Source organism: Apibacter sp. wkB309 (assembly GCF_002964915.1).
Taxonomy (GTDB): Bacteria; Bacteroidota; Bacteroidia; order Flavobacteriales; family Weeksellaceae; genus Apibacter.
On the sequence record NZ_PSZL01000022.1, the window covers coordinates 185,633 to 200,915 of the forward strand.

The window sequence follows — 15,283 nt, forward strand, 5'->3', positions numbered from 1 at the left end:
GATACTAATTTAGATAAAATTATTTAAATCCATTATCCAAAAGAGTGTGCAGGTCTATAATTCCTACATAATTTTCTGCATCAAGTACAACTAATTGACCTATTTGATAATTTTTAAGCTCTTCAAAAGCAACGCTGGCCAATTCATTTTTTTGAATGGTTTTAGGCGTAACAGACATTATATCTTTAGCTGTAATTTGGTTGTAATCCACATTTTTAGCTAAGGTCCTTCTTACGTCTCCGTCGGTAATTACTCCTTTAACCTTATGATCCTCAATAACAACAGTGATACCATAAGATGAATACGTTAAGGAATTGATAATTTCTTTAAGATGAGCAGATAGTTGAACTTCAGGTCTTCGGTCAGGTTTTACCAATTGTTCCACTTTTAGAAGCAGTTTTTTACCTAAAGCGCCTCCCGGATGATATTTTGCAAAATCGGAAGAAGTGAAATTTTTAGCCTGAAGTAAGGCAACTGCTAGAGCATCCCCCATAGCTAATTGTACTATAGTGGAAGTGGTGGGTGCCAGATTATTAGGATCAGCTTCTTTTTCCACTTGAGTATCTAAAACCACGTCAGCAAGTTCTGCCAATAAGCAATTTTTATTAGAGGTCATGGCTATTAATACCGAAGAATATTCTTTAAGAAAAGGAGCTACTTCTTGAATTTCTGAGGAAGTACCGCTGTTAGAAATGCAGATGACCACATCGTTTTTAGTAATAATACCTAAATCGCCATGCTTCGCCTCGGCGGCATGTAAAAATTGTGATGGTGTTCCGGTAGAATTAAAGGTGGCTACTAATTTATTGGCTATATGTGCACTTTTTCCGACTCCGCACAAAACAAGTTTACCCTTAGAATCAAGTATATAGCGTACCGCTTTAACAAAATCATCACCTAAACGATTATGTAAGGATTGTAATTCGGTTGTTTCAAATAAAATAGTATCTTTGCCTGCTTTTAAAATCATTTGATCATCCAAAATAAATAATTTTTTTTGTTTAAGAAATTTGTTGTATATTTAATTTAATAAACAGCAAATTTAATAAAAAACTAAAGTTTAAGAATGAAATCTTTGGAAAAAGACTTGCCTAAATTATTAAAAAAATTTTTTGGTTTTAATTCATTTAAGGGGCCGCAAGAAGAAGTAATTACGAATTTGTTGAGCGGCAACGATGTATTTGTATTGATGCCTACAGGTGGCGGAAAGTCCTTGTGTTACCAGTTACCTGCCTTATTATTAGAGGGTACAGCGATTGTTGTCTCTCCCTTAATAGCCTTAATGAAAAATCAGGTTGACGCTGTCAGAGGTATATCCTCAAGTGAAGGAATAGCACATGTCCTTAATTCTTCATTAAATAAAACAGAAATAAAAAGAGTTAAAGATGATATATTATCCGGGACAACCAAATTGCTTTATGTAGCTCCCGAATCTTTAACTAAAGAAGAATATATAGAGTTCTTAAAAACTATAAAATTATCATTTTTTGCGATTGATGAAGCGCATTGTATTTCTGAATGGGGACATGATTTTCGTCCTGAATACAGAAATTTACGATTCATAATTGAAAAAATCGGTAAAACACCTATAATAGCCCTGACGGCTACAGCAACGCCAAAGGTTCAGGATGATATCCAAAAAACCTTAGGAATGACGGATGCTAAAATTTTCAAATCTTCTTTTAACAGACCGAATTTATATTATGAAATCAGACCTAAAATAAATCCTGAAAAACAAATTATAAAATATATAAAAGACAATCCGGGTAAATCCGGAATTATCTATTGTTTAAGCAGAAAAAAGGTAGAAGAATTAGCTGAATTATTAAAAGTCAATGGTATAAACGCCTTGCCTTATCATGCCGGATTAGACAGTAAATCCAGAGCAGCCCATCAAGACAAATTCTTAATGGAGGAAACGGATGTAATTTGTGCAACCATAGCTTTCGGAATGGGTATTGATAAGCCGGATGTGCGTTTTGTAATTCATTATGATATACCCAAAAGTTTAGAAAGTTATTATCAAGAAACCGGAAGAGCCGGAAGGGATGGAGGAGAAGGTTATTGTCTTGCTTTTTACGATTATAAAGATGTTGAAAAATTAGAAAAATTTTTAGCTTCAAAGCCTGTTTCTGAAAGAGAAGTTGGCTTACAACTTTTACAAGAAGTGGTAGGTTATGCGGAAACATCCATGTCCAGACGAAAATATTTACTTCATTATTTTGGAGAAGATTTTGACGAAAAAAATGGCTTGGGAGCAAAAATGGATGATAATTCCATGAATCCGAAAACAATGGTAAATGTTACGGAAGAAATGAAACAAATCCTTACTGTAGTTGAAAAAACCAAAGAAAAATTAAAATTAAAAGATCTGGTTAATGTAGCTGTTGGAAAAGAAACAGCCATTACCAAATCTTATAAGTTGGGATTTGAAGATTATTTTGGTTTTGGTAAAAATAAATCGGATAATTTCTGGAAATCCATCATCAGACAGGCTATAGTCCATAATTTTCTTGCTAAAGATATAGAAACTTACGGACTATTAAAATTATCCGAATTAGGCAAAACATTTATTAATGATCCTAAGGAAATTTTTATAGCCGAGGATGTTGATTTTGAAAAAGAAATGGAAACTCCGATCGTTACTCCTCAAGCGGCGGGTAGCACTGCATTAGATAAAAAATTATTTGATGATTTAAAAGATATCAGAAAAAGAGTTGCCAAGAAAAATGCAATTCCTCCTTTTGCTGTATTTCAGGATCCCAGCTTGGAAGATATGGCTTTACATTATCCGACCACTCTTTCAGAACTTTCCAATGTGTTTGGTGTAGGAGAGGGTAAAGCAAAGAAATTTGGAAAAGATTTCGTTGAATATATTGCCAAATATGTTGAAGAAAATGATATTGAACGTCCTGATGATTTAGTCATTAAGCAAGTAGCCAATAAATCGTCTCATAAAGTATTCATAATTCAAAGTACGGATAGAAAATTGGATTTTGAAGATATTGCAAAAGCAAAAGATTTATCAATCAATGATTTACTTAATGAAATGGAAAGTATTGTTTATCAAGGAACTAAACTAAACATTGGTTACTATGTAGATGAATTATTGGATGAAGAGCAACAAGACGAAATTATAGATTTTTTGATGGAGTCTGAAAGTGATAAAATGTCCGTCTTGTTGGATGAATTTGGAGAAGACTATTCAGAAGATGAATTACGAATTATGAGGATTAAATTTATTAGCGAAGTTGCTAACTAAATTTAGTTGGATAAATAGTACATTTATTCACCCTATAAACTATAAATAGTAAATAATTTTAATAAATTATTTACTATTTTTTTTAAATTTTAGAAAGTATATTTTTATCGTATAAAGACGGAAATCTTTTAAAATAAACCGTGAATATTAGCTTCTACTTTATCAATAATTTTTCCTAAATCTTCCTTATTGTCAACAAAATCCATATTATCCACATCGATGATCAATAATTTTCCTTCAGTATAATTAGAAATCCACTCTTCATATTTTTCATTTAATCTTTGAAGATAATCAATGCTAATGGACGTTTCGTATTCTCTTCCTCTTTTTTGAATTTGATTTACTAAAGTAGGAACGGTGGCGCGAAGATAGATCAGAAGATCCGGAGCTTGGATATACTCTTTCATTAAATTAAAAAGATTCAAATAATTGTCATAATCTCGAGTTTGCATCAATCCCATTTCATGAAGATTGGAAGCAAAAATATATACATCTTCATAAATAGTTCTATCCTGGATTGTATTTTTCTTATTTTCTCTAATTTCTTTTATTTGTTTAAAACGAGAACTTAAGAAATAGATTTGCAAATTAAATGACCATTTAGCCATATCGTAATAAAAATCGTCTAGATATGGATTTTGTTCGGTGTCTTCAAATTGTGCAATCCAATTGTAATTATTTGATAATAATTTAGTTAATGTAGTTTTTCCTGCGCCGATATTTCCGGTTATAGCAATATGCATTCTTAATAAATTTATTTTTTAGTTTCTAATGTGTAAAGGTACATAACCTTAGATTTCCATAGAAATAAATGTTTATTTAAAATATAATATTTTTCACCTAAATTAGGCAAGGGTATCTGAACGGGTTCGTTTTCAAAATCATATATATATAAATAACCCTTATGTATCCAATAAAAATTTTGTTCCATCCATCCATAGTCTTCCATTTCGGGTATTAGATAAGTATATATATTTTGATTTTTTTGCTTACAAATTTTGTATTGATAAGCTTCGTTGGATTCGTTGTTACTTTTTAAAAGAAGAAATTTTGATTGTTTAGAATTGTAGATATCCTTTAGTATAAAATTATCTGAAAGTTCTTCAGACAAAGTATTTGAAAAAAGTATGGTATTTTTTGATCTGTAATCGTATTGAATAAAGCTTTGAGAGTTCAACTCATCAAAATATAATAATGAATGGTTGTCTTGAACATAAATTAAGTCTGGATTTATAAGTTGATCGGTTAAAATAGAAACATTATCCTGAGTATTGATCAACTTATCGTCATAAAATTCAAGAATTTGGTTCATCTTATCAAAAGTTACTAAAAATAAAGGATTTACGATAAACAGCTTTTTGGATGTATTAAAATTTTTAAGTATAAATTTTTTTTGTGAAGTTGGATCGTATTTTAATAAAGTATTATCCTTTTGAGAAACGAAATATAATGAATTGAAGATATCTGCTTGTTGAAAATTAAACGATTCGGGAACTTCAATTTTAATACTATCTTGTAAAACCAATTGTTGTCCTAATGAGATATTGATAAATAGTAGTAAAACCAGCAAATTGATGAATCGTGACATTGAAATTTCAAAAAAAATAAAGTAAAAGTAAAAAAATAATTTTACTTGTTTGATTCCAAAAAATCTTCTCAAAGAAAATAATTTTCAATAATTGGATAGAGATTTTCAGCTATAGATTATCAAGCATTAACAAAGTGTATCTATAATATATAACGTGGATGAATTTTATAGATCCTTAAGTAAATAAGCTATTAATTTTTTAAATTTGCGATACTTAAATGATTCCATGAAATATACAGAATACCATTTCAACGTAAAACCATTAGAACCTTGGAGAGACATTTTAATCGCGTTTTTATCAGAGTTGCCTTTTGAAAGTTTTGTTGAAACCGAACAGGGTTTTTTAACTTATATTAAGGTTGAAGAAGAAGATGAGCAGTTAATTATGGAATTACCTATTATGTCTTCTCCTGAAGTTGAAATATCTTACGAAAAAAAATTATCTCCCGATATCAATTGGAATGAAGAATGGGAAAAAAATTTTCCACCGGTAGTCATTGAAGATCAAATTTATTTACATGCAGATTTTCATCCTGTCAGAAACGATCTTCCTTTTTCTATTAAAATTGATCCAAAGATGTCTTTTGGTACGGGGCATCATGAAACCACTTATAACATGCTTCATGCAATGTTGACAATGAATTTTGAAGGTAAAGATGTTTTAGATATGGGCAGCGGAACCGGAGTCTTGGCAATTTTTGCAAAAAAGAGGGGAGCCCATTATGTTGAAGCGATAGATATTGATGAATGGTCTTACGGTAATGCTCTGGAAAATTCTAAAAAAAATGAAGTAGATATAGATATTAAATTGGGAGATGCCGAATTATTAGGAAATCACTCATTTGATATAATTTTAGCCAATATCAATAAAAATATTTTATTGAAAGATATGTCAAAATACGTTGAAAATCTGCGCCCCAATGGGTACCTATTGGTAAGTGGTATCTTTGAACATGATTTTGATGACATTATTGCAGAAGCTACCGGGAATGGCTTAAAATTCGTTCAGAAATTAAGTAAAAATAATTGGATTTCAATATTATTAAACAAAATATGATTTACAATAATCAACCCCATTGGAAAGAGCAGGAGAGTGTTGATACGTTGGTAAAAGAAGCTGCTCCTCATGTAATTGTTTTGCATAACGATGATTTTAATACATTTGATTATGTCATCGATTGCTTAATAGAGATATGTGAACATACTTTAGAACAAGCCCAACAATGTACTTTTTTAGTTCATTACAAAGGAAAATGTGAAGTTAAAACCGGATCTTTAGAAAAACTAACTCCGATCCATCAAGCATTATTGAAAAAAGGGCTTTCTTCACAAATTGTTTAAATTATATACACATTCTTATATTTTTTTATTTTATTTACTTTAATTTCTTAGTAAAAGAAGTAAATAAATAAAAATACTTTATTATTTTTACTTAATTTAGTTACAGGAAAAAATAAGTTGATGAAAATATTAGTAGCTGTTAGTAGCGTACCGGATACTACATCCAAAATTAATTTTACGAATGATCAAAAAGAATTCGATACTAATGGAATTCAATATATAATTAATCCTCAAGATGAATATTGCTTAAGCAAAGCATTATATTTTCAAGAAAAACAGGGAGCTGAAGTAACCATTGTTACGGTTGGAGATACTACTGTTGAGCCGGTAATGCGCAAGGCGTTGGCAATCGGTGCTAATAATGCCATTCGGGTAAATATTCGACCTACGGATAGTGAATTAGTGGCTAAAGAAATTGCAGCAGTTGCAAAAGAGGGTGCTTATGATTTGATACTTTTAGGTAAAGAATCGATAGATTATAACGGAGGATTGGTTCCGGGTTTAGTGGCTGCTGAATTAGATTACCCATTTGTTAATGCCGTTACTGGTTTGGAAGTCGAAGGAAAAACCATACAAGTGGTACGGGAAATAGATAATGGAAAAGAAACAATTTCTATTGAATTACCTGCTGTTTTAGCAGGTCAAGAAGGTTTTGTTCCTGAAAATCAATTAAAAATTCCTAATATCAGAGGTATTATGACTGCTAAAAATAAACCCTTTACGGTTGTTGAACCTAAATTTTTCGGAAATAAGGTTACCATTGCAGAATTTGAAAAGCCAAAGACAAGATCTCAAGTGGTTTATGTAGATAAAAATAACTTAGATGAATTGGTTCGCCTACTTCATGAAGAAGCAAAAGTAATTTAAATCTAAACTTACAATCAATTTTGTAATACAAACATTGAAATAAATGATTTACGCATATATAGAAAACTCTAAAGGAAAATATAAAAAAGAGGCCTACGAATTATTATCATACGCTAAAATTCTTGCAGATGAAATTAGAGATTCAGTAACGGCACTCACTATAAATTCTGAGGATTCTTCAGAACACTTATACAAATTTGGAGCAACTAAAGTTGTAAATATTCAAGATGAATCTTTGCAATTTTTTAATCCAAAAGTGTACGCTTCGGTTTTATCAAAAATAATTGACGGTAAATATATTCTTTTTACACATACTAATGAAAGTGTTTCTATAGCTCCTTATATTGTCAAAGAAAAATCTTCAGCTTATATTACACAAGCCATTTCGAAGCCGCTGTCCGTAACACCGTTTAAGGTGAAAAGATCCGTTTTTTCAGGAAAAGGAATTGCTGTTGTTGAAACTCAAGAACCTACTATAGTTTTAACCCTTTCCGTTAATTCTGTGGGAGCAAAAGAAAATCCCGTTTCCGGTACAGAAGAAAAAATTACGGTAACTACGGTTGCAGATCCAACGTATCAAGTAAAACAACAAGAAGTAGCTACAGGGAAATTGGATGTTAAAGTGGCTGAATTGGTAGTTGGAGCGGGTAGAGGAATGAAAGGACCGGAAAACTGGGGAATAATTGAAGATTTAGCAAATGTACTTGGAGCAGCTACAGCTTGTACTAAACCGGTAGCCGATTTAGGATGGAGACCTCATGCCGAACATGTAGGACAAACAGGGAAAACTATTTCTCCTAAACTATATATAGCAATCGGTATTTCGGGAGCTATTCAACATGTTGCCGGGATTACTAAAAGTAAAACCATAGTCGTTATAAACAATGATCCTCAAGCACCTTTTTTTAAAACGGCTGATTATGGTATAATTGGTGATTTATTCGAAGTTGTACCGGAATTGACTAAAAAATTGAAAGTTTTTAAAGATGCTCATTAATTGTTTGTCATTACTCTATACTATAAATTATATAGAATCAGTTTAATTACAAAGCTGATTCTTTTTATTTATACTTATTTATCAGTGAGTTTTACTTTTTAATTTTGCTTTATAAAACTGACTGTCTGCTATATAGATTTTTTTCTCTAAATAACAATAAATTTGACCTTCTGAATTGGTAATGTTCATTTGCTTTTTGATAACTACTTCTTTATCATTTTTAACCATTTCTTTTATCTTTTCTATTTCTTCCTTTTGAAATTCAAATACTGCTATGGCTTTTTTATTAATCGGCCTTATATAATCAACATAAGCAGATTTATCCCAAACGATATAATTATTTCCCAGAATATGTATGAGCTGCAACATATAAATAGGATCCGTAGCTGAAAGTATGCTTCCGCCAAACATAGTTCCGGAATAGTTTCGGTTCTTGTACGTAAGAGGAATTTCGACTATTATTTTATGTACATCATCTGAAACATATTTGATATTTCCTGTTGTCCTAATGTAAAGAGGAGAAATATTAAAAAAATATTTATAAATGGTTGATGGTTTAAATAAAGTAGTAAGGAGCTTATATATTTTTTTGTACATACCAATTGATGTCTTTATCCCTATAAAAATAGAGTTTAAAAATTATTTATACAAATAGATAGAGAAAGGTTACATTATTGAGGAAAATAAGGCTTGCCAATTTTAGGTGTAATCTTTTTCTCGTTGTTTTTTCTTGATTTGTAGAGAAGAATATTTTTATCGAAAATATTTAAAATCTGGAAGTAATTATTATGATCGTAATAAAATTTTAAATTATGATTTAAATAAGCATATAATATAAAATCATTGATTTCACTTTTTTTCAAACCTAATTCTTCAAAGTAAGCATCTCCAAAATAGTCTCTAACATTTTTGATTATGTTTGACTGCTCTTCAAAAATTGATAAACGCTCTTTACGTTTACCCTCTCCGGATATAAAATCCAAAATACCTTCAATACCAAATTTCATGGAAGATAACTTTGCAGCTTCGGAATCAACATCCGTACTTCCGTCCATTTTTTGTGTTGGATTTAAACTGCCTAATTTTTTCAAAATTTCGTTGGTTTTATTCATCATTGGAATTCGTTTGACATCCAATTCAAGGCTTCCAAAGCTTTTAAAAGGAGTAACATAAATATCCTCTAATTGCTTTTCTTTAAGATCTAATTGAATTTTCATTTGCAAATGATCAAACATGTCTTGGGTAACCAAAATAGTTCTTTTTTCGATATTGAATGATTGAAAAGTAATGGCATCTCCAATGAGTGCAGGAATGGAAAAATTACCGGTTATATCGGTTAACGTTGTATAATTGGTTGAAAGATTTTTAACATAAATACCGGAAACCATTTCATGATACTTATCAAGAATATATACTTTTCCTTTAATTAGTTTTCTATCTTGAGAAAAGATGATTACGGTAAATAAAAGTAGAAAATAAGTATAGAAAAGTTTCATGTATTGAAATTACCTAACAAAAATACATTAAATACAACAATTATCTATCAACTCTTTATAAATTATTTATTATTATTGAAAAAATTATATATTTTATTTTTTACCCGTCAAAAAAGATTTAATATTTGTGGATAGTATTTCTTTTATCGGAATAAATTTAAATACACTATTGGCGACGAAAAATATGCATAAAATAATTAGGGGCTTAGTAACTAAATTAAGTAAATTATTGGAAAAATCGGGTATATAATTTACAAGTAAAACACCCATTATTCCGGTTACTATTATATACGTATACTCTTTTGAAAACGGTTGAATGCCGAACTTACGATAGTTAAAGCCTAATTTTATTAAATTAAACAAAGTTAAAGATAGGGCCGTTGCTAAAGCAATACCTTCGATACCTAATTTGAAATACGAAATAAAAATAATATTTGAAATAATTGTAAAAATCGCTAAAAACAGCATTGCATAAATATTAAATCTAAAATATTTTGAATAAGAAATGATATTACTGTTAAAACCTGTAGCCAAATCAAATAAGGTGGCTGCTCCTAGAATGTAAATAATAACTTTTGCATCCGATAATTCTTTTCCGTTTTTCATGAATAAGAATAGATAGTCTATTCCAACTAAAATACAAGACAACAAGACCGTACCAAATAAGAATAAAAATTTGGATACTTTTTTATAGAAATCATTTAGTTCATCTAATCTATTATTTTCCAGTTTTTCAACAATTATAGGACCGGATATGGTGAAAATACCCATCAATGGAACGGTAAGAAAACCCACAATAGACGTTAAAATAGAATAGATCCCGTTTTGTTTAAAATCCAACAGTTCGGGAATCATCAGGTTGTCAATTTGGAGTGCCAATCTATTTCCAATACTTCCAAGAACAGAAAATACACAGAAATTTAGTAAGTTGAGTCTAAAATTTTTATCTTTCAAAATATCTAACGATCTGCTCTTATGGTCTTTGTTTAATTTTACAAAATAATATACCAGTCCAATCATAGCAATCACAAAAAAAGAAACGAATATATAAAGAGCATTTTTTTGTGCTATTCCTATATATACACAGGAGATAAAAGCCGTAAGAGCTCCCAGTTTAGGAAAAAAATTTTCAAAAATTCCGGGAACTGTTATTCTTTTTAAATTAGAGATATATTTTGAAAGCAATTGAGTTAACGCAAGAGACAAAGCGACCGGCAAAACATACTGTTTCATTTTCCAGGAATCAGATTCTTGAATATTTGGAATTATTCGAGTGAGTATCCAATATACTAATGAGATAAAAATAAAATTGAGACACACAAATTTAATTGAAGCATAAAGAAAGTCGACCTGCTGATTTTTTGCTTTTAGTTTTTGATGAAATTTTATGTTTGCATAACTAAGTCCAAAAAGGATGAAGGGACAGATTAGTTCAGCAGATGGCTGAATGAACCTTAGTTTTCCCAAAAATTCAGGATTGGAAGGATAAATAAAAATGGTTGAAAATGTACCCAGTAAAAAACTTAGATAACTAATTAGACTGTATTTTATCCCTTGACGTGCTACTATTCCCATTTAATATATGCTAAATAAGTTTTCCTTTTGTTGTTTACGATTCAATCGGATCTTTTTAGAGAAAAGCAAATGTATATAGTGAATCCCTAATTTATAAAATAATATGGATGTATTTTTAGTAGAGAGCATTTTAAAATAATATTTAGGTATTCCCAAAACATTAATAAAAGCTTCAAAATATGCTTTGTAAAGATTAATATTTGGATTTAAAAGTATACAATCCAATTTTATTTTTGATAATCTTTGTATTTTACTAAAATCTGTTGTTTTACCTCTATCATGATTAGCTTTAGCTGTAGTAACAATTCCTATTTTTAAGCCGGAATAAATAACTCGATTACAATAATTTTTATCTTCTCCGTAATGGGTGAAATAAGGATTAAAAACTCCCGTCTTTTCCAAGCATTTTTTACTAATTAACCAAAAAGCGGCATTAACGAAATTAGTTTCTAAAATAACTTGATTTTTCTTTTTACTTTTCGCTAAATATTCCTTAAAATTAAAATCCATTTCAGAGAAATCATGATTATAATGTATGGGACTTAGTATACCATACTTTGGATTTTTAATGGAAACATCAGCTAAATATTGTAGACAATTTTTGTCTACCCAAGCATCTTGATTAATGAGAAAATAATGGGTATAGTTTTTTTCTTTATATAATTTTTTTAAAAGGATATTGTTAGCTTGTCCAAACCCTATATTACGTCCACTTTCCATATAAGTTACAGCGGGATAATTTTCGACAATTTTTAAAGTGCTATCGGTCGATCCATTGTCTATAAGGTAAATATCTGTGTGTATGCTAGATGCCAATAAAGAATCCAAACATTTTTTTATCCATTTTTCCCCATTATATGTAACAATTACACTTACAATGTTGTACATTTACATGATATAAAACCTATTACAAATATATAAATAATAAAATAGTAGAAACCTTATGATTACTAGAGTTGATGTTTTGAATTATTTAATAAAAGTTTATGATGTTAAAAACTATTTGGAAATCGGTGTAAACAGAGGAAAATGTTTTTTTAATATCAAAGGAGCAAAACAAAGAATTGCAGTGGATCCTTATTTTAATTTTAGCTTTATCAAAAAAATCAGATATTTAATTAAAAATCCCCATAATTTTAAAAACAAATATTTTGAGATGACCAGTGATCGTTTTTTTGACAGCCATCATAAATTTCTTAAAAATAATCCGATAAATCTTACCTTTATCGATGGATTACACACTTTCAGTCAATCTCTTAAAGATACACTAAATTCACTCAAGTATTTATCTGATCAAGGAATTATTATCTTACATGATTGTAATCCTCAGGATAAAATTGCAGCCTTTCCTGCAAGTAATATTGAAGATGCAAGAATTAAATTTTCATCTCATAAAAGTTGGAAAAATATTTGGAACGGCGATGTATGGAAAACGATCGTTTTTCTTAGAAAAAATCATCCCGAATTAACTGTAAGTGTTTTAGATACCGATCATGGATTAGGAGTAGTCAAAAAAATTCCGACCCAAGAAGTTTTACCTCCTATTTTTGATTCAATATCAAATGAAGATATTCCACAATTGGAATACTCTTTTTTGGCTTCACATAGAAAAGAACTTTTAAATCTAGTACCTATTGAAATTTTCTTAGGAAAAGAATAATAATTTTTCATATAAAAATAGTATAAAAGGAAAGTTGAAAAGTTTACTTTTTAAACTTTTTAATCATTTCATTCCATCGAAATTTGCGAATGAAATTCATTTCCTCTTGAGTGATCACTCGTTCTTTTTTTTCTTTTTCTAAAGAAATAAAAGTTTTAAATGAAATTATAAAATGTCGTAAAGATTTTTCTTTCCATGAAGATTTTGCACAGGATATAAAGGCTAATTTTTTGGATAGTCCGATATTGTAAAAATATTCACCCAATTTTCTAGATTTAGTTTCTTGATAAGCGTGTGCAGTTGGTTTTAGGTGTTTTACAAAAAGATTCTTTAAGACTTTAACTTCCCAATGATGCATACGAGCAAGTAATATATCGAGATTATCCCAACCCAACGTCATACGAAGGCCACCAATATCAATAAAACATTCTTTTCTATAAGTTTTTATGGGGCCGCGTACATGATTTTTATTTGAAATATTTTCATAAACCCACTGATTCCCTTTTTTTATGTAAACCAATCCACCGATAATGCCAATTTTTGGATTATTCTGTAACTCATTTATGATTAGTTCAAAATAATTCTCAGGGAGAATTATATCGGCGTCCAGTTTAACTAAAACATCATACTGTTTCCAATTAACAGAATTTAATCCTGCATAAAACGTTTTAACCACTTTTGCACCCGGTACATGTTCGGAGCTATTAATTAAATTAATAAGGCGGAAAGCAGGTTTATCTTTGATAAATTCTTCTATAATTTCTTTTGAATTATCCGTTGAAGAATCATTTACTAAAATCCAATCAATATTTTTATAGGATTGTTCATTGAAAGATTGTAAACATTTCAATATATGTTTAGACTCATTAAATACCGGTATTACAACTAAAATTTTCAAATAGTATGTTTTTTCAAAATGATTTCAATTTACTACCATATTTTCGTTCTAACTTATCAAAACATATTTTTCAAGTTTATCGGCAATAGCTCGATCATTAGACAAACGAGGAAGTTTATTTTGACCTCCTAACTTACCGATTTCTTTCATATATTCATTAAATCCACCTTTTTTGATAGTTGAAATTTTTAAAGGTCTTAAGATAGCACCCGTAATAAGATCATTATAGTAGGAATTTCTTTTTCTAAGAGCCTGATCTAAATTTGATTCAAATTCATCAATGTTGATCGGCGGTTTTTCAAATTCTATGAACCATTCATGATAGGGCAGTCCTTCCGAAGGATTGACCTGAGGAGCAAGAGTAAATTCTTGAACAATACATCCAGTTACTTCCATGGTTTCTTTAATAGCTTCTTCTACTTCGAAAGAAATGACATGTTCACCAAATGCAGAAGTAAAATGTTTAGTTCTTCCGGTGACAAGAATTTTATACGGATCTTTACTGATAAATCGGATTAAATCGCCTATTTCATAAGCCCACAATCCGGCATTCGTTGTCAATAATATAGCATAATCCGTATTCAATTCCACTTGTTCCAGTGTAAGACGTCTCGGATTATTTTTACCAATATCTTCTGAAGGTATAAATTCATAAAAAATACCATGGTTCAACATAAGCAATAATCCTTCATGGTCTACATCATCCTGAAAGGCTATAAATCCTTCTGAAGCCGGATAGGTTTGGATAATATCCAACTTTTTACCAATCAATTCATTTATTTTATCCTCATACGGCTTATAATTTACACCTCCTGTTACTAAAAGCTGTAAATTGGGAAAAATTTTACTTATGGATTTACCTGATTTTGCAATCAATCTTTCAAAATACATAACCAGCCAAGGAGGAATGCCGCTGATTAGAGTCATATTCTTATCTACAGTTTCCTCAACAATTTTATCAACTTTAGTTTCCCAATCTTCAATGCAATTGGTTTTCCATGAAGGCATACGATTATATTGAAGATATTTCGGAACAAAATGGGCGGAAATCCCGGATAGCCTTCCCGTCATGATCCCATTATTATTTTCCAAAACAGGACTTCCTTGTAAAAAAATCATTTTACCATCGATAAAGTTAGGATTTTTTCTTTTATATATATAATGAAGTAGAGCACTTTTAGCTCCTTCTATATGAAAGGGCATGGATTCTTTTGTAATAGGAATGTATTTAGTGCCTGAGGTAGTACCAGAGGTTTTTGCAAAATAAAGGGGCTTATTAGGCCATAAAATATTATCTTGTCCCGATTTTATTTTTTCAATATAAGGTCTTAACGTTTCATAATTCTGTACAGGAACATTTTTTTGAAAATCTGAAATAGAACTTATTTTAGAAAAAGAGTAATCAACGCCAAAATTTGTATTTTGAGATTCTTTAATGAGTTTTTCAAACCAATAATTTTGTGTTTCCACCGGATTGTCAATCCATTTTTGCTCTTTTTTATTGTGAAGGGATGCCCACCCTTGTGCCAGTTTCTTTTTTAAAAAACCCATGGTAACTAGTATGAATTTATCACGTAACAAATATCGTAATTTAATTTT

15 protein-coding genes are annotated in these 15,283 nt (G+C 29.9%); 6 read left to right on the plus strand and 9 right to left on the minus strand.

The genetic code is table 11. From position 1 onward, the window contains the following. Positions 1 to 19 precede the first annotated feature (19 nt). Entirely contained in the window at positions 20 to 982 is a 963-nt protein-coding gene (locus tag C4S75_RS06635) for an SIS domain-containing protein (RefSeq protein ID WP_370431229.1), read from the minus strand. 84 nt (positions 983 to 1,066) lie between these two features. Between C4S75_RS06635 and recQ the strand changes: the two genes are divergently transcribed. Further along, positions 1,067 to 3,262, plus strand: a complete 2,196-nt coding sequence (gene recQ, locus C4S75_RS06640) for a DNA helicase RecQ (protein ID WP_105297520.1) — start codon at positions 1,067 to 1,069, stop codon at positions 3,260 to 3,262. Positions 3,263 to 3,390: 128 nt separating this feature from the next. Here the strand turns inward: recQ and C4S75_RS06645 are convergent, their stop codons facing one another. Both C4S75_RS06645 and C4S75_RS06650 read right to left on the minus strand, forming a co-directional pair. After that, positions 3,391 to 4,005 carry a deoxynucleoside kinase gene (locus C4S75_RS06645; protein ID WP_105297521.1) on the minus strand — a complete coding sequence of 205 codons (615 nt, stop codon included), beginning with the start codon at positions 4,003 to 4,005 and terminating at the stop codon, positions 3,391 to 3,393. A gap of 11 nt (positions 4,006 to 4,016) precedes the next feature. Beyond that, on the minus strand, positions 4,017 to 4,850 hold the full coding sequence (locus C4S75_RS06650; protein ID WP_105297522.1) for a hypothetical protein: 834 nt from the start codon (positions 4,848 to 4,850) through the stop codon (positions 4,017 to 4,019). A 226-nt stretch (positions 4,851 to 5,076) separates the two neighbouring features. On the opposite strand from C4S75_RS06650, the gene prmA reads away from it, so the two are divergent. The 4 genes from prmA to C4S75_RS06670 all read left to right on the plus strand — a co-directional run bounded on the left by prmA (position 5,077) and on the right by C4S75_RS06670 (position 8,055). Further along, a complete protein-coding gene (prmA, locus tag C4S75_RS06655; protein ID WP_105297523.1) occupies positions 5,077 to 5,907 on the plus strand; it encodes a 50S ribosomal protein L11 methyltransferase in 831 nt (276 codons plus the stop codon). Further along, entirely contained in the window at positions 5,904 to 6,191 is a 288-nt protein-coding gene (locus C4S75_RS06660; RefSeq protein ID WP_105298139.1) for an ATP-dependent Clp protease adaptor ClpS, read from the plus strand. Before prmA ends, C4S75_RS06660 begins: the two co-directional genes overlap by 4 nt. 120 nt (positions 6,192 to 6,311) lie before the next feature. Continuing rightward, positions 6,312 to 7,058: an electron transfer flavoprotein subunit beta/FixA family protein gene (locus C4S75_RS06665; RefSeq protein WP_105297524.1), complete on the plus strand. Its 747-nt coding sequence runs from the start codon at positions 6,312 to 6,314 to the stop codon at positions 7,056 to 7,058. Between the two features lie 43 nt (positions 7,059 to 7,101). After that, positions 7,102 to 8,055, plus strand: coding sequence for an electron transfer flavoprotein subunit alpha/FixB family protein (locus tag C4S75_RS06670; RefSeq protein WP_105297525.1), 954 nt, complete (start codon positions 7,102 to 7,104; stop codon positions 8,053 to 8,055). 81 nt (positions 8,056 to 8,136) lie between these two features. On the opposite strand, the gene C4S75_RS06675 is transcribed toward C4S75_RS06670, so the two are convergent. The 4 genes from C4S75_RS06675 to C4S75_RS06690 all read right to left on the minus strand — a co-directional run bounded on the left by C4S75_RS06675 (position 8,137) and on the right by C4S75_RS06690 (position 12,014). Further along, a complete protein-coding gene (locus C4S75_RS06675) occupies positions 8,137 to 8,652 on the minus strand; it encodes a PaaI family thioesterase (RefSeq protein ID WP_105297526.1) in 516 nt (171 codons plus the stop codon). A gap of 74 nt (positions 8,653 to 8,726) precedes the next feature. Continuing rightward, on the minus strand, positions 8,727 to 9,551 hold the full coding sequence (locus C4S75_RS06680) for a hypothetical protein (RefSeq protein WP_105297527.1): 825 nt from the start codon (positions 9,549 to 9,551) through the stop codon (positions 8,727 to 8,729). Positions 9,552 to 9,644: 93 nt separating this feature from the next. After that, positions 9,645 to 11,126, minus strand: a complete 1,482-nt coding sequence (locus tag C4S75_RS06685; protein ID WP_105297528.1) for a lipopolysaccharide biosynthesis protein — start codon at positions 11,124 to 11,126, stop codon at positions 9,645 to 9,647. Then, on the minus strand, positions 11,127 to 12,014 hold the full coding sequence (locus tag C4S75_RS06690; protein ID WP_105297529.1) for a glycosyltransferase: 888 nt from the start codon (positions 12,012 to 12,014) through the stop codon (positions 11,127 to 11,129). It lies immediately after the preceding gene. A gap of 55 nt (positions 12,015 to 12,069) precedes the next feature. Between C4S75_RS06690 and C4S75_RS06695 the strand changes: the two genes are divergently transcribed. Beyond that, the gene (locus C4S75_RS06695) at positions 12,070 to 12,786 is read left to right on the plus strand and encodes a class I SAM-dependent methyltransferase (RefSeq protein ID WP_185116741.1); all 717 of its coding nucleotides are present in this window, start codon (positions 12,070 to 12,072) and stop codon (positions 12,784 to 12,786) included. 43 nt (positions 12,787 to 12,829) lie between these two features. Here the strand turns inward: C4S75_RS06695 and C4S75_RS06700 are convergent, their stop codons facing one another. Together C4S75_RS06700 and C4S75_RS06705 are read right to left on the minus strand one after the other, a co-directional pair. Further along, a complete protein-coding gene (locus C4S75_RS06700) occupies positions 12,830 to 13,684 on the minus strand; it encodes a glycosyltransferase family A protein (protein ID WP_105297530.1) in 855 nt (284 codons plus the stop codon). 48 nt (positions 13,685 to 13,732) lie between these two features. Next, entirely contained in the window at positions 13,733 to 15,235 is a 1,503-nt protein-coding gene (locus tag C4S75_RS06705; protein ID WP_105297531.1) for a GH3 auxin-responsive promoter family protein, read from the minus strand. Between the last annotated feature and the right edge of the window lie 48 nt (positions 15,236 to 15,283).

What these genes read in the sequence shown, in the direction of transcription:
- recQ (WP_105297520.1), top strand. Translation starts at nt 1,067, where the DNA reads ATGAAATCTTTGGAAAAAGACTTGCCTAAATTATTAAAAAAATTTTTT.
- C4S75_RS06645 (WP_105297521.1), bottom strand. Translation starts at nt 4,005, where the DNA reads ATGCATATTGCTATAACCGGAAATATCGGCGCAGGAAAAACTACATTA.
- C4S75_RS06650 (WP_105297522.1), bottom strand. Translation starts at nt 4,850, where the DNA reads ATGTCACGATTCATCAATTTGCTGGTTTTACTACTATTTATCAATATC.
- prmA (WP_105297523.1), top strand. Translation starts at nt 5,077, where the DNA reads ATGAAATATACAGAATACCATTTCAACGTAAAACCATTAGAACCTTGG.
- C4S75_RS06660 (WP_105298139.1), top strand. Translation starts at nt 5,904, where the DNA reads ATGATTTACAATAATCAACCCCATTGGAAAGAGCAGGAGAGTGTTGAT.
- C4S75_RS06665 (WP_105297524.1), top strand. Translation starts at nt 6,312, where the DNA reads ATGAAAATATTAGTAGCTGTTAGTAGCGTACCGGATACTACATCCAAA.
- C4S75_RS06670 (WP_105297525.1), top strand. Translation starts at nt 7,102, where the DNA reads ATGATTTACGCATATATAGAAAACTCTAAAGGAAAATATAAAAAAGAG.
- C4S75_RS06675 (WP_105297526.1), bottom strand. Translation starts at nt 8,652, where the DNA reads ATGTACAAAAAAATATATAAGCTCCTTACTACTTTATTTAAACCATCA.
- C4S75_RS06680 (WP_105297527.1), bottom strand. Translation starts at nt 9,551, where the DNA reads ATGAAACTTTTCTATACTTATTTTCTACTTTTATTTACCGTAATCATC.
- C4S75_RS06685 (WP_105297528.1), bottom strand. Translation starts at nt 11,126, where the DNA reads ATGGGAATAGTAGCACGTCAAGGGATAAAATACAGTCTAATTAGTTAT.
- C4S75_RS06690 (WP_105297529.1), bottom strand. Translation starts at nt 12,014, where the DNA reads ATGTACAACATTGTAAGTGTAATTGTTACATATAATGGGGAAAAATGG.
- C4S75_RS06695 (WP_185116741.1), top strand. Translation starts at nt 12,070, where the DNA reads ATGATTACTAGAGTTGATGTTTTGAATTATTTAATAAAAGTTTATGAT.
- C4S75_RS06705 (WP_105297531.1), bottom strand. Translation starts at nt 15,235, where the DNA reads ATGGGTTTTTTAAAAAAGAAACTGGCACAAGGGTGGGCATCCCTTCAC.